This window comes from Streptomyces sp. NPDC051109 (genome assembly GCF_044455885.1).
In the GTDB taxonomy this organism is placed as follows: Bacteria; Actinomycetota; Actinomycetes; order Streptomycetales; family Streptomycetaceae; genus Streptomyces.
Map to the genome: position 1 here is coordinate 24553 of NZ_JBITFF010000013.1, position 18578 is coordinate 43130.

Sequence of the window (18578 nt, forward strand, 5' to 3'; positions counted from 1 at the left end):
TCGTTTGTGCGTCCACGCATGGTAACGAGACCCGCTGTGCGCGAGTGCCGCGCCTTGCCCCACATGATCGGGGCCACCCCGGGGGCGCCGCATGCCGGGGCGGCCGTAAACGCGGGAGCCCTCGCCGGGCGGGGCACGTACCCTTTTCTGTTGTGCCGAACGCCAACGAAGACAACCCCAGTGCCCTGAGTCAGGTGCAGCTCCGCGCGGTCAGTGAACTGCTGCGGGTCGCTCCTGTCGCCGACGAGCTCGGCCGCCGGTTCCAGGAGGCCGGCTTCCGCCTTGCCCTGGTCGGCGGGTCCGTACGCGATGCGCTGCTCGGGCGTCTCGGCAACGACCTCGACTTCACCACCGACGCCCTCCCCGAGGACGTCCTGAAGATCGTCCGGCCGTGGGCCGACTCGGTGTGGGACGTCGGCATCGCCTTCGGCACCGTCGGAGCCCAGAAGAACGGCTTCCAGATCGAGGTGACCACGTACCGTTCGGAGTCGTACGACCGCACCTCGCGCAAGCCCGAGGTCTCTTACGGCGACTCGATCGAGGAGGACCTGGTCCGCCGTGACTTCACCGTGAACGCGATGGCGGTCGCGCTCCCGGAGAAGGAGTTCGTGGACCCGCACGGGGGCCTGGAGGACCTCCAGGCGGGCGTTCTGCGCACCCCCGGCACCCCGGAGGACTCCTTCTCCGACGACCCGCTGCGGATGCTGCGTGCGGCGCGCTTCGCCGCCCAGCTCGACTTCGAGGTCGCTCCCGAGGTGGTGGCGGCGATGAAGGCGATGTCGGACCGGATCGAGATCGTCTCGGCGGAGCGGGTGCAGGGCGAGCTGAACAAGCTGCTGCTGTCCGCGCACCCCCGCAAGGGCCTGGGCCTGCTCGTGGACACGGGGCTGGCCGACCACGTGCTGCCCGAGCTGCCCGCCCTGCGGCTGGAGAGTGACGAGCACCACCGGCACAAGGACGTCTACGACCACTCGCTGATCGTGCTGGAGCAGGCCATCGCGCTGGAGCACGACGGCCCGGACCTGGTGCTGCGGCTGGCAGCCCTGCTCCACGACATCGGCAAGCCGCGCACCCGCCGGTTCGAGAGCGACGGCCGGGTCTCCTTCCACCACCACGAGGTGGTGGGCGCGAAGATGACCAAGAAGCGCATGACCGCGCTGAAGTACTCCAACGACATGGTCAAGGACGTGTCCCGGCTCGTGGAGCTGCACCTGCGCTTCCACGGCTACGGGGACGGTGAGTGGACCGACTCCGCGGTGCGGCGCTACGTCCGCGACGCCGGACCGCTCCTGGACCGGCTGCACAAGCTCACCCGGTCCGACTGCACCACGCGCAACAAGCGCAAGGCCAATGCCCTCTCCCGCACCTACGACGGCCTGGAGGAGCGCATCGCGCAGCTCCAGGAGCAGGAGGAGCTCGACGCCATCCGTCCCGACCTGGACGGCAACGAGATCATGCAGGTCCTGGGCGTAGGTCCCGGTCCGGTGATCGGCAAGGCCTACGCGTTCCTGCTGGAGCTGCGGCTGGAGAACGGCCCGATGGAGCGTGACGCCGCCGTCGCCGCCCTCAGGGAGTGGTGGGCGGCGCAGGCCTGATCAGAGGCCGGCCGGGTCGATGTTTCACGTGAAACATCGACCCGGCCGACGCGGTCGTCACGTCACGCTTGCGCGCCCCGCCGCATCAGGTAGACCGCGGTCACCGCGTAGAGGGCGGCCACGCTCATGATCAGCGTGGCGGAGCGCCCGTCCGGGGGGAGCATCAGGGCGGCCACGGCCGCCGCACCCACGAATGCGATGTTGAAGAGCACGTCGTAGACGGAGAACACCCGGCCGCGGAAGTCGTCGTCCACATGGGACTGGATGGCCGTGTCGGTGGAGATCTTGGCGCCCTGGGTGGCAAGGCCCAGCACGAAGGCCGCGACCAGCATCGGGCCGGGCGCGAAGAACAGGCCGAGCGGGGGCACCAGGACCGCTGCCCCGGCGGAGCAGGCCGTGATCCAGCCGCGGGTACCCAGCCGGCCCACCATCCAGGGGGTGACGACGGCTGCCGCGAAGAAGCCGGCCCCGGAGACGCCGACCGCGATGCCCAGCAGGGCGAGGCCGGCGGACTCGCTGTCCGACCAGGAGTACCGGCAGAGCATGAGCAGCATCACGAACAGGGCCCCGTAGCAGAAGCGCATCAGGGTCATGGCGATGAGCGTCTGGGCCGCCTCGCGCCGGGAGGCCAGGTGCCGCAGCCCTTCGGCCATGCCCCGGACGGTCAGGGCCATCCCCTGGGCGACCGAGGGGTGGACCCGCCCCGCGGGGTGGTCCGGGCCGAGCAGGCCCACGGCCAGGCGCAGCGAGATCAGGGCGGCGCACAGGTAGAGCCCGGCGCCGAGCAGCACGACCAGGGCGTTGGAGTCGGAGGCCAGCAGCCGGACGAGGAAGGCGAGCCCCCCGCCGGCGACGGCCGCGAGCGTCCCGGCCGTGGGGGAGAGCGAGTTGGCGGTGACCAGCTGGGCGGGGGCGACGACGCGGGGCAGCGAGGCGGCGAGCCCGGCCAGGACGAAGCGGTTGACGGCGGTGACCGACAGGGCCGAGGCGTAGAAGAGCCAGTCGGGGACGTGCGCGACGATCAGCACGCCGGTGACGCAGGCCAGGAGCGCCCGCAGGAGGTTGCCGTAGAGGAAGACCTGGCGGCGGCGCCAGCGGTCGAGCAGCACCCCGGCGAAGGGGCCGATCACCGAGTAGGGGAGCAGCAGGACCGCCATGGCCGAGGCGATGGCCGCCGGCGAGGTCTGCTTCTCGGGGGAGAACACCACGTACGTGGCGAGCGCCACCTGATACACGCCGTCGGCGGCCTGGGAGAGCAGCCGTACGGCGAGCAGGTTGCGGAAGTCCCTCAGGCGCAGGAGTACGCGCAGATCACGTACGACAGGCATGAGGGCAAGGGTCACATACGCGGAGGGTCCCCGGGCACATTGCCCGGGGACCCTCCGCGGAAGAACAGTCGAGGACCAGGTGTCCGAAGACCCTTGGGCTCCGACTTAGCGCTCGACCTCGCCCTTGATGAACTTCTCGACGTTGGCCAGGGCCTCGTCGTCGAAGTACTGCACCGGCGGGGACTTCATGAAGTAGCTCGAAGCCGACAGGATCGGGCCACCGATGCCGCGGTCCTTGGCGATCTTCGCGGCGCGCAGGGCGTCGATGATGACACCGGCGGAGTTCGGGGAGTCCCACACCTCAAGCTTGTACTCAAGGTTCAGCGGGACGTCGCCGAAGGCGCGGCCTTCGAGGCGGACGTAGGCCCACTTGCGGTCGTCGAGCCACGCCACGTAGTCGGACGGGCCGATGTGGACGTTCTTCTCGCCGAGCTCACGGTCGGGGATCTGCGAGGTGACGGCCTGCGTCTTGGAGATCTTCTTCGACTCCAGGCGGTCGCGCTCCAGCATGTTCTTGAAGTCCATGTTGCCGCCGACGTTGAGCTGCATGGTGCGCTCAAGTCGGACACCGCGGTCCTCGAACAGCTTCGCCATCACGCGGTGCGTGATGGTGGCGCCGACCTGCGACTTGATGTCGTCGCCGACGATCGGGACACCGGCCTCGGTGAACTTGTCGGCCCACTCCTTGGTACCGGCGATGAAGACCGGGAGGGCGTTGACGAAGGCGACCTTGGCGTCGATGGCGCACTGGGCGTAGAACTTCGCCGCGTCCTCGGAGCCGACGGGCAGGTAGCAGACCAGAACGTCGACCTCGCGGTCCTTGAGGACCTGGACCACGTCGACCGGGGCCTCGGCGGACTCCTCGATCGTCATGCGGTAGTACTTGCCCAGGCCGTCCAGGGTGTGGCCGCGCTGCACGGTCACGCCCGCGTTGGGGACGTCGCAGATCTTGATGGTGTTGTTCTCGCTGGCGCCGATGGCGTCCGAAAGGTCGAGGCCGACCTTCTTCGCGTCGACGTCGAACGCGGCGACGAACTCGACGTCACCCACGTGGTAGTCGCCGAACTGGACGTGCATCAGACCGGGGACCTTGGCCGCCGGGTCGGCGTCCTTGTAGTACTCGACGCCCTGCACCAGCGAGGCGGCGCAGTTGCCCACGCCGACGATGGCTACGCGAACCGAACCCATTCCGGTTGCTCCCTGTTTGTTCTCGGACGAGGCCTGCGAGATGCAGGCCTCACTTTGCTGTTTCGTCGGGCGGACCGGGTCGTCTCTGATCCCTTCCCGCCCGCTCACTCTCGATGAGCTCGTTCAGCCAGCGCACTTCGCGCTCCACGGACTCCATGCCGTGCCGCTGCAGCTCAAGCGTGTAGTCGTCGAGGCGCTCCCGCGTACGGGCGAGTGAGGCGCGCATCTTCTCCAGGCGCTCCTCCAGCCGGCTGCGGCGGCCCTCAAGGACCCGCATGCGCACTTCCCGCTCGGTCTGACCGAAGAAGGCGAAGCGCGCGGCGAAGGACTCGTCCTCCCAGGCATCGGGGCCCGTGTGGGACAGGAGCTCCTCGAAGTGCTCCTTGCCCGCTGCCGTCAACCGGTAGACGATCTTGGCGCGGCGCCCTGCGAGTGAAGTGGCGAGAGCGTCTTCCGGGGCGTTGCCCGGCTCTTCGATCAACCAGCCGTTGGCGACCAGCGTCTTGAGGCAGGGATAGAGAGTGCCGTAGCTGAACGCCCGGAACACCCCAAGCGAGGTGTTGAGCCGCTTGCGGAGCTCGTACCCGTGCATGGGGGATTCGCGGAGCAGGCCGAGGACGGCGAATTCGAGGATGCCTGAGCGCCTGCTCATCCGCCTGCCTCTCCCTCGCCTCTGAGTTTTATACCGAGCTGATGTATCGGCTCGATACATCCAGACGATAGAACGGGCCGTCTTCGACGACAAGGGGTGACGTGGTGACCGGCGTCACATCACCAATTCGTACCAGGCGAGTTGCCTGATTTGGGGTGAACTTCGGCACTGTTCGGGTTTTGAGCGTGCGTAGTCTGTGGGCCATGACAACGGGGGAACCGGAATTCACCTGCCGCTTCCAGGCCACTCGCCTGCCCGAGGAGTAGTCGTTCGATGAGCGAGCACCGCCGCAAACCGCCGCAGCCCGAGGGGGGCGGACGTGCCTCGGCCCGTCGGGCCGCCCAGCGCCCCGGCCGGGGTGCCGGACCCGCACGCGACGTGCCCACCGCGTCGCCCAGCGGACCGTACGCAGAGCCGCCCGGTCACGGCGGCCGTGCCGACGCGCGCCGGGCCGCCTCCCGCGGATCCGGAGGGCGGGCACGCGGCGCCGCTGGCGCAGGCGCGGGGCGCGGCGCGGGCCGCCCTGACAAGCGACTGATCAACTACCCGCGCTCCGACAAGAGCGGCTGGCAGCGGTTCGTACCGTCCTGGAAGCTGGTCTGCGGCACGGCCCTCGGCTTCTTCGCCGTCGTCACGGCGGGCGCCGGCATCGGCATCGCGTCGGTGAACACCCCCGACCCGAACAAGGCGGCCCAGGCCCAGAACAACGTCTTCTTCTGGGCGGACGGCACCCAGATGGTGGCCACCGGCGGCTCGATGAACCGCCAGATCGTGCCCATCGACAAGATCCCCAAGTCGATGCAGAACGCGGTGATCGCCGCGGAGAACGAGTCCTTCGAGACGGACAAGGGCGTCGACCCGATGGGCATCGCCCGCGCCGTGTGGAACATGGCCAAGGGCGGCTCCACCCAGGGTGGCTCGACCATCACCCAGCAGTACGTGAAGAACACGTACCTGGACTCGGACCAGACGCTGAAGCGGAAGGTCACCGAGCTCTTCATCTCGATAAAGCTGGGTGTGTCCGAGGAGAAGGACACGATCCTCGCCGGCTACCTCAACACCGCCTACTACGGCCGTGACGCCTACGGGATCCAGGCGGCCGCGCGGGCCTACTTCGGCAAGGACTGCAAGGACCTCACACCGTCCGAGAGCGCCTTCCTGGCCTCCGTCCTCAAGGGGCCCAACCTCTACAACCCGGACGGCGGCGTCGGTACCGCGGCCACCCCCGAGAAGAACACCGAGCGGGCCAAGGAGCGCTGGGCCTGGGTCCTGGACCGCGAGGTCGCGGTCGGCAGGATGCAGAAGGCCGAGCGGGACCAGTTCACGGAGTTCCCGAAGATCGTCGACTCCGAGCAGGCCCGGAGCCTGTCCGGACAGACCGGCTACCTCGTCGACACGGCCAAGAAGTACGTGATGAAGGTCACCGGCCTCACGGCCGAGGAGATGGCCCGCGGCGGCTACCAGATCAAGACCACCTTCCAGAAGCCCAAGGTGGACGCCCTGGTCAAGGCCGTCGAAGACACCCGCAACAACTTCCTGGACGAGAAGGCCCGCCCCGAGTACGACACCTTCGTTCAGTTCGGGGCCGCCTCGGTGGACGTGAAGAGCGGGGCGATCGTGGCCCTGTACGGCGGCCCGGGCATGGACAAGAAGTACTTCAGCAACAACGCCGACACGCTCGGTGTCCCGGTCGGCTCGACCTGGAAGCCGTACGTCTTGGCGGCCGCGATGCAGTACGGCACCCAGAACTCGCACGGCCAGGGCATCTCGGCCGACAGCAAGTACAACGCGAACGACCTGACCGTCATCAACAACCGCGACGGCAAGCCGCTGCGGGACGCCTCGGGCAAGCCGTTCAAGCAGAAGAACGAGAGCACGTACCCCTACGGCTACGTGACCCTCAACGAGGCGATGGAGAAGTCCATCAACGTGCCGTTCGCGCAGCTCGTCTTCGACGTCGGCCACAACAAGGTCCGGGAGGTGGCCGAAGCCACGGGCATCCTCAAGGACTCGATGAACCCGAACAACGACGCCTCGTTCGCCCTCGGCACCTCGACCCCGAGCGCCATCCGCATGGCCGACTCGTACGCCACCTTCGCCGCCTCCGGCACCCACCACGACCCGTTCTCCGTGACCAGCGTCGAGAAGGACGGCAAGGAGCTCCCCGGCTTCGGGGCCCCCAAGGACCAGCGGGCGATGGACGACGCCATCGCCGACAACGTCACCAAGGTCCTGGAGAACGTCGTCGACAACGGAACCGGCACCAAGGTCAGGAAGCTCGGCTTCACCCGGCCCGCCGCGGGCAAGACCGGAACCACCGACCAGAACAAGTCGGCCTGGTTCGTCGGCTACACCCCGGAGCTGTCCACCTCGGTCGCCCTGTTCCGTACCGACCCGAACTCGGCGGACAAGAAGCTGATCTCCATGAACGGCGTGGGCGGCGTGGACTCCATCCACGGTGGCGACATCCCGGCCGCGATCTGGACCGAGTACATGAAGGAAGCCCTCAAGGGCGCCCCGGTCAAGGACTTCCCCGAGGCCGAGAAGATCGGTGTCACCGCGGACGCGTCCGGCGCGCCCACGCCGTCCCCGTCCTTCTCACCGGCGCCCTCCCCCTCGCCCTCGCCCTCGGCGAGCTCCTCCCCGCCGGTCTCCCCCTCTCCGACGAAGGGCGGCAAGCCGACCTGCAAGCCGTGGGAGCTGTACTGCGTCCCGGACCCCACCGGCGGTACCAACAGCGGCAACACCAACGGGGGCCCCGGCGGAATCGGCGGACCCACCGGGTCACCCTCGGGAACCCCGTCGGGCAAACCGGGCCGCCCCGGCGGCACCAGCTGGGGGACCTCGATGGGAACCGCGGGCTGACCCGCCCCCCTGCTCCGGCGAGGGCCGTCGCACACCGTGCGGCGGCCCTCCCGCATGTCCGGCCCCGTACGGCAGGATGAGCGCATGACGAAGGTGCACGAGGACCGGCCCGTACTGCCCACCCAGCAGGACGAGGTCGCCGCGGCCGGCAGTGAGTTCCTCGGCGGCCCCATGGGCCGCTACGCCCGGCTGGGCGGCCACTGGCTGACCCCGGTCCGCGTCGTGGTCCTCGTGGCCCTCGGGATGTTCGCGCTCGGCATGGTGCAGAAGCTGCCCTGCTACGACTGGGCGTGGTTCCGGGGAGCCGGCTCCCAGTACACGCACGCCTGCTACTCCGACATCCCGCACCTGTTCTCCGTACGCGGCTTCGCCGACGGGCTCACGCCCTACTTCGACCGCCTCCCCGGCGACATGGAGTACCTGGAGTACCCGGTCCTCACCGGCCTCTTCATGGAGGTCGCCTCCTGGCTGACCCCCGGCAGCGGCTCCATGCAGCACCGCGAGCAGATGTACTGGATGGTCAACGCCGGGATGCTGATGGCGTGCACCGCGGTCATCGCCGTCTGCGTCGTGCGCACCCACCGCCGCCGGCCCTGGGACGCACTGCTGTTCGCCCTCGCGCCCGCCTTCGCGCTCACCGCGACGATCAACTGGGACCTGCTGGCCATCGCCCTGACCGCCGCGGGGATGCTCATGTGGTCCCGCGGCCGCACCCTGCTCTTCGGCGTCCTCATCGGCCTGGCCACCGCCGCCAAGCTCTATCCCGTCCTGCTGCTCGGCGTGCTGTTCGTGCTGTGCTGGCGGGCCGGGAAGTGGCGGGCGTTCGGCTCCGCAGCCCTCGGCGCGGCCGTCGCCTGGCTGGTGGTGAACCTGCCCGTCATGATCTACGCCTGGGACGGCTGGAAGAAGTTCTACACGTTCAGCCAGGAACGCCCGATCGACTTCGGCTCCGTGTGGCTGCTCATCTCCCAGCGCTCCGGGAACCCCCTGCATGACGCCAACACGTACGCGACGGGCCTGACGCTGCTGCTGTGCGCGGCCATCGGCCTGCTGACGCTGACCGCCCCCCGCCGGCCCCGCTTCGCGCAGCTGGCCTTCCTGGTCGTGGCCGCGTTCATCCTGGCCAACAAGGTCTACTCGCCGCAGTACGTGCTGTGGCTCATCCCGCTCGCGGCGCTGGCCCGCCCGCGCTGGCGGGACTTCCTGGTCTGGCAGGCCGGCGAGGTCGTGTACTTCTTCGGGATCTGGCTGTACCTCGCCTACACGACCAGCGGTGACAAGCACCAGGGCCTGCCCGTGGAGGGCTACCAGCTGGCGATCGCCGCCCACCTGCTGGCGACCCTCTACCTCTGCGCGGTCGTCGTCCGCGACATCCTGCTGCCCGAGCGGGACGTCGTACGCCGCGACGGGTCGGACGACCCGTCCGGCGGCGTCCTGGACGGGGCCGAGGACGTGTTCGTGCTCTCGGACGCAGCGAGGGCGCCGCAGGACGCGGCGCCCTCGGAGGGACAGCGGGTGGAGTGGGGCATGGCCCGCAGGGACTGACCGGTCAGGCGTCGAGCACCCGGTCGAACTGGGTGGTGGTGTGGCGCAGGTGCGCCACCAGCTCGTCGCCGACCTTCGGCTCGGGGGCGTCCGACGGCACGAACAGGATCGACACCTGCATGTGCGGGGGCTCCGCGAACCAGCGCTGCTTGCCCGCCCACACGAACGGCGACAGGTTGCGGTTCACGGTCGCCAGACCCGCCCGGGCCACGCCCTTGGCGCGCGGCATGACCCCGTGCAGGGCCTTGGGGGCTTCCAGGCCCACCCCGTGCGAGGTGCCGCCCGCGACCACGACCAGCCAGCCGTCGGATGCTGCCTTCTGCTGGCGGTAGCCGAACCGGTCGCCCTTGGCGACGCGCGTGACGTCCAGGACGGCGCCGCGGTACTCGGTCGCCTCGTGGTCGCCCAGCCACAGCCGGGTGCCGATCCGCGCCCGGAAGCGGGTCTGCGGGAACTGCTGCTGGAGCCGGGCCAGCTCCTCGGCCCGCAGGTGGCTGACGAACATGGTGTGCAGCGGCAGCCGGGCCGCGCGCAGCCGGTCCATCCAGCCGATGACCTCCTCGACGGCGTCCGAGCCGTCCGGGCGGTCCAGCGGCAGGTGCAGGGCGAAGCCCTCCAGGCGCACGTCCTCGATCGCCGCGTGCAGCTGGCCCAGGTCCTGCTCGGAGATGCCGTGGCGGCGCATCGAGCTCATGCACTCGATGACCACGCGGGCGCCGACCAGGCCGCGGACCCCGTCCAGCGAGGACACCGAGCGGATCACCCGGTCCGGCAGCGGCACCGGCTCCTCGCCCCGCCGGAACGGGGTGAGGACGAGCAGGTCGCCGCCGAAGAAGTCCTTGATGCTGGCGGCCTCGTACGTGGTCCCGACGGCCAGCACGTCGGCGCCCAGCCGGGTCGCCTCCTCGCAGAGCCGCTCGTGGCCGAAGCCGTAGCCGTTGCCCTTGCAGACCGGGATCATCCCGGGGAACTGGTCCTGGATCTGCTTCTGGTGCGCACGCCAGCGCGCGGTGTCGACGTAGAGCGTGAGCGCCATGCCCGTCCGGAGCCTCTCTCGAAAAAGCTGCCTGTGCAGCGGTGCGGTGTGTGGGTGGTGCGGCAGCGGGTCAGCGGCGCGACATGTAGATGTCGAGCGCCTTGTGCAGCACCTTGTTGAGCGGGAAGTCCCATTCGCCGACGTACTCGACGGCTTCGCCGCCGGTGCCGACCTTGAACTGGATCAGGCCGAACAGGTGGTCGTTCTCGTCCAGCGTGTCGCTGATGCCGCGCAGGTCGTAGACGCTCGCACCGAGCGCGTACGAATCGCGCAGCATGCGCCACTGCATCGCGTTGGAGGGCCGCACCTCGCGCTTGTGGTTGGCGGATGCGCCGTACGAGTACCAGACGTGCTGGCCGACGGTGAGCATCGTGGCGGCGGCCAGCGGCTCCCCCTCGTGCTTCGCGATGTACAGCCGCATCCGGTTCGGGTCCTCGGAGTTGAGGGCCGTCCACTGGCGCTGGAAGTAGCTGAGCGGGCGCGGGCGGAACTTGTCGCGCTCCGCCGTGATCTCGTACAGCTCCTGCCAGACCGGCAGGTCCTCGTAACCGCCCTGGACGACCTCGACACCGGCCTTCTCGGCCTTCTTGATGTTGCGGCGCCACAGCTGGTTGAAGCCCTTGAGGACGTCGTCCAGCGAGCGGTTGGCGAGCGGCACCTGGAAGACGTAGCGCGGCTGTACGTCGCCGAAGCCGGCGCCGCCGTCCTCGCCCTGCTGCCAGCCCATGCGGCGCAGCTTGTCGGACACCTCGAAGGCGCGGGGCTCGATGTGGGAGGCCTCCACGTCCCGCAGGCGCTTGACCTCCGGGTCCTGGATTCCGGCCTTGATGGCGGCGGAGTTCCAGCGGCGGATGACGACGGGCGGACCCATCTTCACGGTGAAGGCGCCCTGGCGCTTGAGGTGGGCCAGCATCGGCTGGAGCCACTCCTCCAGGTTCGGGGCGTACCAGTTGATGACAGGGCCCTCGGGCAGGTACGCGAGGTACCGCTTCACCTTGGGGAGCTGCCGGTACAACACCAGGGCGGCACCGACCAGTTCGTCGTTCTGGTCGAACCAGCCGAGGTTCTCGGCGCGCCACTCGTTCTTCACGTCGGCCCACGCCGGGACCTGGCAGTGGCTAGCCGAGGGCAGGCTCTGGAGGTATCCCAGATGCTGCTCTCGGCTGATGGTCCTCAGGGACAGGCTCATGCGGGGCGTCTCCTCCGGCGGCTTCGCTGGCTATGGCGCGAAGCCTACTGCGACAAGGGCGCCACCCATCTGGGGGACGGGCCGGGCCCGGGCCGGTGAGTGGCCGGCGCCCTGTCGCCGAGGAGCCCCGGTCAGCCCGCCCAGCCGCCGAAGAGACCGCCGTGCGCCATGCCGAGGTAGAAGCCCACGGCCGAGGCGCCAAGCCCGATGATCAGTGCGAAGCGCTCGCGTGTCGTCTCCGAGATGAACTGTCCGTACGCGCCGGTCAGGATGCCGACGAGCCCGGTCCACGAGCTGAGCAGGTGCAGATTGTCGAAGAAGCCCGTGACGAACGCCACGGCGCCGAGCACCACCGTGGCCACCATGAGGGTGTCCTGCAGCGGGTGGGGTTTGCCATCGGTTGCGAAGAGCGAGATGGAGGACTGGGACCGCATTGCCTGTGCCATCGGAAGGCACCTCCTGGCTGAAGCAGAGCGGTGCACGGGCGCCTCCGGCAGGGGCCGGGGGCATAGCACCGAGCACACCCGATGAATACAGAGTGTGGCCTCCTCCCGCCGGATTTCAACCGGAAGGAGTCGAGCAGGTAGTCTGTACAGCTGCGCGGTGTCTGCTCACAGACGCCGTGCGCACGCATCACGACCCTCCTGCCACGGAACGACCGTGGCCGCTGAGTCCGAAGGAGGTGGGTTCCACATGCGTCACTACGAAGTGATGGTCATCCTCGACCCCGATCTCGAGGAGCGCGCTGTCTCCCCGCTGATCGAGAACTTCCTCTCCGTCGTCCGTGAGGGCAACGGAAAGGTCGAGAAGGTCGACACCTGGGGCCGTCGTCGTCTCGCTTACGAGATCAAGAAGAAGCCCGAGGGCATCTACTCGGTCATCGACCTTCAGGCCGAGCCTGCGGTCGTCAAGGAGCTTGACCGACAGATGAACCTGAACGAGTCGGTTCTCCGGACCAAGGTCCTTCGCCCCGAGACCCACTGAACTTCGGTTCAGCGGTAATCGGGACCGAGTAGCACAGCAGCCCAGCAGCAATCCCCGCCGAGAGGTTCATCCATGGCAGGCGAGACCGTCATCACGGTCGTCGGCAATCTCGTCGACGACCCCGAGCTGCGCTTCACCCCCTCGGGTGCGGCGGTCGCGAAGTTCCGTGTCGCGTCCACCCCCCGCACCTTCGACCGCCAGACCAATGAGTGGAAGGACGGCGAGAGCCTGTTCCTGACCTGCTCGGTGTGGCGGCAGGCGGCCGAGAACGTCGCCGAGTCCCTTCAGCGAGGCATGCGCGTCATCGTGCAGGGCCGGCTGAGGCAGCGGTCGTACGAGGACCGTGAGGGTGTCAAGCGCACGGTCTACGAGCTGGACGTCGAGGAAGTCGGCCCCAGCCTGAAGAACGCCACGGCCAAGGTCGCCAAGACCACCGGTCGCGGTGGCCAGGGTGGATACGGCGGCGGTGGCGGCCAGCAGCAGCAGGGCGGCGGCGGTGGCTGGGGCGGAGCCCCCAGCGGCGGCGCCCCGCAGGGCGGCGGAGCTCCCTCCGACGACCCGTGGGCGTCCAGCGCGCCGGCCGGCGGCCAGCAGCAGCAGGGCGGCGGGGGCGGCTGGGGCGGAAGCTCCGGCGGCTCCAACGGTGGCTACTCGGACGAGCCTCCCTTCTAGGGAAGCTCGCATCCCCACTTCTTGATCACACAGGAGAGACACAATGGCGAAGCCGCCTGTGCGCAAGCCTAAGAAGAAGGTCTGCGCATTCTGCAAGGACAAGACCGCGTACGTGGACTACAAGGACACGAACATGCTGCGGAAGTTCATTTCCGACCGCGGCAAGATCCGTGCCCGCCGCGTCACCGGCAACTGCACGCAGCACCAGCGTGACGTCGCCACGGCCGTGAAGAACAGCCGTGAGATGGCGCTGCTGCCCTACACGTCCACCGCGCGATAAGGAAAGGGTGACCGACTAATGAAGATCATCCTGACCCACGAGGTCTCTGGCCTCGGCACCGCCGGCGATGTCGTCGACGTCAAGGACGGTTACGCTCGCAACTACCTGGTCCCGCGTGGTTTCGCGATCCGCTGGACCAAGGGTGGCGAGAAGGACGTGGCGCAGATCCGCCGCGCCCGCAAGATCCACGAGATCGCGACCATCGAGCAGGCCAACGAGGTCAAGGCCAAGCTTGAGGGCACGAAGGTCCGTCTGGCCACCCGTTCGGGTGACGCCGGCCGTCTCTTCGGCTCCGTGACCCCGGCCGACATCGCCACGGCGATCGAGGCTTCCGGTGGTCCGAAGGTCGACAAGCGCCGCGTCGAGCTGGCTGCCCCGATCAAGACCCTCGGTTCGTACCAGGTCTCCGTGCGTCTGCACGCTGAGGTCGCCGCGAACGTGGGCGTCGAGGTCGTCGCCGCCTAAGTGCTGCGAGCGAAGGGCCGCACCCCTGTGGGGTGCGGCCCTTCGTCGTTCCCGGGATCCCGCTGGCCGGTGTTTCACGTGAAACACCGGACGGTCCCTCGCGTGTTTCACGTGAAACAACGGCTCGCGGTCAGCGGGTCGCCCCCGACACCAGCCAGCGTCCGGAGCGGGCGCGCAGTTGGAGGGTGGCCATCCGGACCAGCATCATCAGGGTCATGGCCCACCAGAGCGCGGTGAGACCGCCGCCGAGGGTCGGGACGAGCAGGGCGGCCGGGGTGAACACGGCGAGCGTCACGAGCATGGCCCAGGCGAGGTAGCGGCCGTCGCCCGCGCCCATCAGGACCCCGTCGAGCACGAAGACGATGCCGCACACGGGCTGGGACACGGCCACGACCAGCAGGGCCGGCAACAGAGCGTTCTCGACCACGGGGTCGCCGGTGAAGAGTGGGATGAACAGCGGGCGGGCGGCGACCACCAGAGCGCCGAGGACGATGCCGGAGGCGATCCCCCACTGCACCATGCGGCGGCAGACGGCCTTGGCACCTTCGGTGTCGCCCGCGCCCAGGTAGCGGCCGATGATGGCCTGCCCGGCGATGGCGATCGCGTCGAGGGCGAAAGCGAGCAGGCTCCACAGGGAGAGCAATATCTGGTGGGCTGCGATGTCCGCGTCGCCGAGTCGCGCTGCCACGGCGGTGGCGATCATCAGGACGGCGCGCAGGGACAGCGTGCGCACCAGCAGCGGAACACCGGCTTGGGCGCAGGCCCGGATGCCTGCGGGGTCGGGGCGCAGGGAGGCGCCGTGCGTACGGGCTCCGCGGACGACCACGAACAGGTAGGCGCCGGCCATGGCGCACTGGGCGATCACCGTGCCCCAGGCGGAGCCGGCGATGCCGAGGCCGGCTCCGTACACGAGGGCCCCGTTCAGGCCCGCGTTGAGGGCGAAGCCTCCGATGGCGACGTAGAGCGGGGTGCGGGTGTCCTGGAGGCCGCGGATGACGCCGGTCGCGGCGAGCACCATCAGCATGGCCGGGATGCCCAGGGCGGAGATCCGCAGATAGGTGACCGCGTAGGGGGCGACGGTGTCCGAGGCCCCGAAGAGGGAGACCAGCCAGGGCGCCGTCGGCAGCAGGACGGCGACGACGGCGGCGCCGATCAGGAGGGCGAGCCAGATGCCGTCCATGCCCTGTCGGATGGCTGCTCGGAGGTCGCCCGCGCCGACCCTTCTGGAGACGGCCGCGGTGGTGGCGTAGGCGAGGAAGACGAAGACGCTGACGGCGGTGGTGAGCAGGGCCGCGGCTATGCCGAGGCCGGCCAGCTGGGGAGTGCCGAGGTGCCCCACGATGGCGCTGTCGGCCATCACGAACAGGGGTTCGGCGACGAGCGCGCCGAAAGCCGGGACGGCGAGCGCGAGTATCTCGCGGTCGTGCCGTCTCGGAGCAGCCTTCAGCGGGGCGATGGCCTGTGTCATGCGCTCAATCTAATCTTCCACAGGTAATGGACGCAATGCTCTTTGGATCCTTACCTGCGAGTTGGTTCACACGTTCTCGACACCCCGTTGGAGGCGTTCTCGAAACTGGGGCCAAGAAATTTCTCCCCCACAGCCCGTGGAGGAAGAAATCGCAGGTCAGGATGGGTGGTTGGGTAGGGCAGGTGATTTTGTCCACAGCGCCGTCCCCCGGTCCGTGCACAGCTTCCGGCGACTTACCCACAGCATTGGGTCGGTCATCCACATCTCATCCACACAGCCTGTGGATAACAAGATTGGCTGACGTCGCTCCCGGCCCTACCGTTGTGCGTTGCCCGACTCGCCGACGGCGGGATTCGGGTGCCCCACATGTCAGAGCCGTGTCGTAGAAAGAGTGGCACGGCGAGGTCCGCGTTGCGGACGGGAGGAGGCGGCCCGGTGAGTATGCCCGAGCCCATGGACGACCCTTGGGCCGACAGCGGTCCGGGTGACCGTCTGCCCGCCCGTCCGCGCCGTAACAGCGAAAGCCGGGGCCGCGGGGACGAACAGCACGAGCGGGGGCGCGAGGCCGGCTCCTGGGACGGCGGCGGCTTCGAGCGCGTCCCGCCGCAGGACCTCGACGCCGAGCAGTCGGTGCTCGGCGGCATGCTGCTGTCCAAGGACGCGATCGCGGACGTCGTCGAGGTCATCAAGGGCCACGACTTCTACCGCCCCTCGCACGAGACGATCTACCAGGCGATCCTCGACCTGTACGCCAAGGGCGAGCCGGCCGACCCGATCACCGTCGGCGCCGAGCTGACCCGCCGCGGCGAGATCAGCAAGGTCGGCGGTGCCTCCTACCTGCACACGCTCGTCCAGTCGGTGCCGACCGCGGCGAACGCCGAGTACTACGCGGAGATCGTCCACGAGCGGGCGGTCCTGCGCCGCCTGGTCGCCGCCGGCACCAAGATCACGCAGATGGGATACGCGGCGGACGGCGACGTCGACGAGATCGTCAACAGCGCCCAAGCCGAGATCTACGCCGTCACCGAGCAGCGGACCTCGGAGGACTACCTGCCGCTGGGCGACATCATGGAGGGTGCCCTCGACGAGATCGAGGCGATCGGCTCGCGCAGCGGCCAGATGTCCGGCGTCCCGACCGGTTTCACGGACCTCGACTCACTGACCAACGGCCTGCACCCGGGCCAGATGATCGTCATCGCGGCCCGCCCCGCCATGGGTAAGTCCACCCTCGCGCTCGACTTCGCCCGGGCCTGCTCCATCAAGAGCAACCTGCCCAGCGTGATCTTCTCCCTCGAAATGGGGCGCAACGAGATCGCGATGCGCCTCCTGTCGGCCGAGGCCCGGGTCGCACTGCACCACATGCGCTCCGGCACCATGACGGACGACGACTGGACCCGGCTGGCCCGCCGGATGCCGGACGTCTCCGCCGCCCCGCTCTACATCGACGACTCCCCGAACCTGTCGATGATGGAGATCCGGGCGAAGTGCCGACGCCTCAAGCAGCGCAACGACCTCTCGCTCGTGGTCATCGACTACCTCCAGCTCATGCAGTCGGGCGGCTCGCGCCGCCCCGAGAGCCGCCAGCAGGAGGTCTCGGACATGTCCCGAAACCTCAAGCTGCTGGCCAAGGAGCTGGAGGTGCCGGTGATCGCGCTGTCGCAGCTGAACCGTGGTCCCGAACAGCGCACCGACAAGAAGCCGATGGTCTCCGACCTGCGTGAGTCGGGCTCCATCGAGCAGGACGCCGACATGGTGATCCTGCTGCACCGCGAGGACGCGTACGAGAAGGAGTCGCCCCGCGCGGGTGAAGCGGACCTGATCGTGGCGAAGCACCGTAACGGCCCTACGGCGACGATCACGGTCGCCTTCCAGGGCCATTACTCGCGGTTCGTGGACATGGCCAACACGTAGCATCCGATCATGGATGCCGTATCTGAAGACCTGGATCTGCTCCCCACGACCCGGCGTGCTCTGAGGCACCGGATCGCCATCGCCCAGAGCGAGGGGCGGGCGCCGTCGGTGGTGGCGGCCGTGGCCCGTGGCGGCGAGGTGGTCTGGGAGGGCTCCCGGACCTCCGTCGAGGGGCACGGGCCCGACGGGAACGTGCAGTACCGGATCGGATCGATCAGCAAGACCTTCACCGCCGTTCTGGTGATGCGCCTGCGGGACGAGGGTCTGCTGTGCCTTGAGGACCCGCTGGAGAAGCACCTGCCGGGGACGGGCGCCGGAGAGGTGACGATCGCCCAGTTGCTCTCCCACACCGGCGGGTTGGCGGCGGAGACGCCGGGCGAGTGGTGGGAGCGCTCGCCCGCGGCGCTGCGGCCCGAGCTCGCGGACGTGCTCGGCGAGGAGCCCTTCCGCTTCCGGCCGGGCCGGCGCCACCACTACTCCAACCCGGGCTACACGCTGCTGGGTTCGCTCGTCGAAGCCGTGCGCGGCAAGTCGTGGGACGAGGTGCTCCGGTCCGAGGTGCTGGAGCCGTTGGGCCTGGACCGTACGACGGCGCAGCCGCAGGCCCCCCACGCGGGCGGTTGGGCGGTGCATCCCTGGGCCGACGTGATGATGCCCGAGCCGTCGGAGGACCTGGGGCTGATGGCGGCTGCCGGACAACTCTGGTCCACGACGCGGGACTTGGCGCGGTTCGCGGGGTTCCTCGCCCGGGGTGACGAGCGCGTGCTGAGCGCGGCGTCGGTCCGGGAGATGCGGACGCCGGCTGCGCCGCCGGAGCCCGGTTTCGCCGACGGCTACGGGTTCGGCGTGCAGCTGACGGACACCGGTGGGCGCAGGCTCGCCGGCCACACCGGTTCGCTGCCGGGGTTCGTCGCGGGGCTGTGGCTGAGCGAAGCCGACGACGTGGCGGCCGTGGTGCTGGCGAACTGCACGTCGGGGCTGCCCGCCGCGACGGTGGCCGCGGAGCTGGTGGCGATCGTCGCGGACGCGGAGCCGCCGTTCCCGCAGCCGTGGCGGCCTTTTAAGGAGGCCGATCCGGTCGCCCTGGAACTGTGCGGCCCCTGGTACTGGGGTACGTCGCCGCAGGTGCTGCGGCTGAAGGCGGACGGGCTGATGGAGCTCGCGCCGGTGAGCGCGACGGGTCGGGCGGCCCGGTTCCGGTCGGAGCCCGACGGCAGTTGGACCGGCCTCTCCGGCTACTACGCGGGGGAGACCCTGCGGGCGGTCCGGCGCGAGGACGGTTCGGTGAGCCATCTCGACCTGGGTTCGTTCGTGTTCACGAGAGAGCCCTACGACGCACAGGCACCGGTGCCCGGCGGGGTGGACCCGCAGGGCTGGCGGGGAATCGGCTAGCGCGTCCG

The 18578-nt window shown here is 69.3% G+C and carries 16 protein-coding genes; 9 read left to right on the forward strand and 7 right to left on the reverse strand.

Features of this window, described 5'->3' with window-relative positions:
• The first annotated feature begins 152 nt into the window (after positions 1-152).
• On the forward strand, positions 153-1595 hold the full coding sequence (locus tag ACIBAD_RS23355; RefSeq protein WP_398908243.1) for a CCA tRNA nucleotidyltransferase: 1443 nt from the start codon (positions 153-155) through the stop codon (positions 1593-1595).
• 62 nt (positions 1596-1657) lie between these two features.
• Here the strand turns inward: ACIBAD_RS23355 and ACIBAD_RS23360 are convergent, their stop codons facing one another.
• From ACIBAD_RS23360 to ACIBAD_RS23370, 3 genes are all read right to left on the reverse strand, one after another.
• Positions 1658-2923 (reverse strand): MFS transporter, encoded by a 1266-nt coding sequence (locus ACIBAD_RS23360; protein WP_398908245.1) that lies wholly within the window; start codon positions 2921-2923, stop codon positions 1658-1660.
• 105 nt (positions 2924-3028) lie between these two features.
• The gene (locus ACIBAD_RS23365) at positions 3029-4111 is read right to left on the reverse strand and encodes an inositol-3-phosphate synthase (RefSeq protein WP_134072877.1); all 1083 of its coding nucleotides are present in this window, start codon (positions 4109-4111) and stop codon (positions 3029-3031) included.
• A gap of 49 nt (positions 4112-4160) precedes the next feature.
• Entirely contained in the window at positions 4161-4763 is a 603-nt protein-coding gene (locus tag ACIBAD_RS23370) for a PadR family transcriptional regulator (RefSeq protein ID WP_030292615.1), read from the reverse strand.
• Positions 4764-5036: 273 nt separating this feature from the next.
• Between ACIBAD_RS23370 and ACIBAD_RS23375 the strand changes: the two genes are divergently transcribed.
• Positions 5037-7628 (forward strand): transglycosylase domain-containing protein, encoded by a 2592-nt coding sequence (locus ACIBAD_RS23375; protein WP_166682067.1) that lies wholly within the window; start codon positions 5037-5039, stop codon positions 7626-7628.
• An 84-nt stretch (positions 7629-7712) separates the two neighbouring features.
• A complete protein-coding gene (locus ACIBAD_RS23380) occupies positions 7713-9173 on the forward strand; it encodes a glycosyltransferase family 87 protein (RefSeq protein WP_398908246.1) in 1461 nt (486 codons plus the stop codon).
• A gap of 4 nt (positions 9174-9177) precedes the next feature.
• Here the strand turns inward: ACIBAD_RS23380 and ACIBAD_RS23385 are convergent, their stop codons facing one another.
• The 3 genes from ACIBAD_RS23385 to ACIBAD_RS23395 form a co-directional block, all read right to left on the reverse strand.
• On the reverse strand, positions 9178-10209 hold the full coding sequence (locus tag ACIBAD_RS23385; protein ID WP_030857746.1) for an alanine racemase: 1032 nt from the start codon (positions 10207-10209) through the stop codon (positions 9178-9180).
• A 70-nt stretch (positions 10210-10279) separates the two neighbouring features.
• The gene (locus ACIBAD_RS23390; protein WP_134072881.1) at positions 10280-11398 is read right to left on the reverse strand and encodes a peptidoglycan bridge formation glycyltransferase FemA/FemB family protein; all 1119 of its coding nucleotides are present in this window, start codon (positions 11396-11398) and stop codon (positions 10280-10282) included.
• Positions 11399-11529: 131 nt separating this feature from the next.
• Positions 11530-11844: a hypothetical protein gene (locus ACIBAD_RS23395; protein ID WP_030153201.1), complete on the reverse strand. Its 315-nt coding sequence runs from the start codon at positions 11842-11844 to the stop codon at positions 11530-11532.
• A gap of 247 nt (positions 11845-12091) precedes the next feature.
• Here ACIBAD_RS23395 and rpsF point away from each other — a divergent pair, with 247 nt between their 5' ends.
• The 4 genes from rpsF (at position 12092) to rplI (ending at position 13799) form a co-directional block, all read left to right on the forward strand.
• The gene (gene rpsF / locus ACIBAD_RS23400; protein ID WP_004950685.1) at positions 12092-12382 is read left to right on the forward strand and encodes a 30S ribosomal protein S6; all 291 of its coding nucleotides are present in this window, start codon (positions 12092-12094) and stop codon (positions 12380-12382) included.
• A 72-nt stretch (positions 12383-12454) separates the two neighbouring features.
• Positions 12455-13054: a single-stranded DNA-binding protein gene (locus ACIBAD_RS23405; RefSeq protein WP_134072883.1), complete on the forward strand. Its 600-nt coding sequence runs from the start codon at positions 12455-12457 to the stop codon at positions 13052-13054.
• A gap of 43 nt (positions 13055-13097) precedes the next feature.
• Complete coding sequence (gene rpsR, locus ACIBAD_RS23410; RefSeq protein WP_005315025.1) at positions 13098-13334, forward strand: 30S ribosomal protein S18; 237 nt, start codon at positions 13098-13100, stop codon at positions 13332-13334.
• An 18-nt stretch (positions 13335-13352) separates the two neighbouring features.
• Entirely contained in the window at positions 13353-13799 is a 447-nt protein-coding gene (rplI, locus tag ACIBAD_RS23415) for a 50S ribosomal protein L9 (protein ID WP_030153214.1), read from the forward strand.
• Positions 13800-13929: 130 nt separating this feature from the next.
• Here rplI and ACIBAD_RS23420 read toward each other — a convergent pair whose 3' ends face one another.
• Complete coding sequence (locus tag ACIBAD_RS23420) at positions 13930-15267, reverse strand: MATE family efflux transporter (protein ID WP_398908247.1); 1338 nt, start codon at positions 15265-15267, stop codon at positions 13930-13932.
• A 453-nt stretch (positions 15268-15720) separates the two neighbouring features.
• Between ACIBAD_RS23420 and dnaB the strand changes: the two genes are divergently transcribed.
• Together dnaB and ACIBAD_RS23430 are read left to right on the forward strand one after the other, a co-directional pair.
• Positions 15721-17178, forward strand: coding sequence for a replicative DNA helicase (dnaB, locus tag ACIBAD_RS23425; protein ID WP_134074489.1), 1458 nt, complete (start codon positions 15721-15723; stop codon positions 17176-17178).
• Positions 17179-17187: 9 nt separating this feature from the next.
• Complete coding sequence (locus ACIBAD_RS23430; RefSeq protein ID WP_398908248.1) at positions 17188-18570, forward strand: serine hydrolase domain-containing protein; 1383 nt, start codon at positions 17188-17190, stop codon at positions 18568-18570.
• Positions 18571-18578 lie beyond the last annotated feature (8 nt).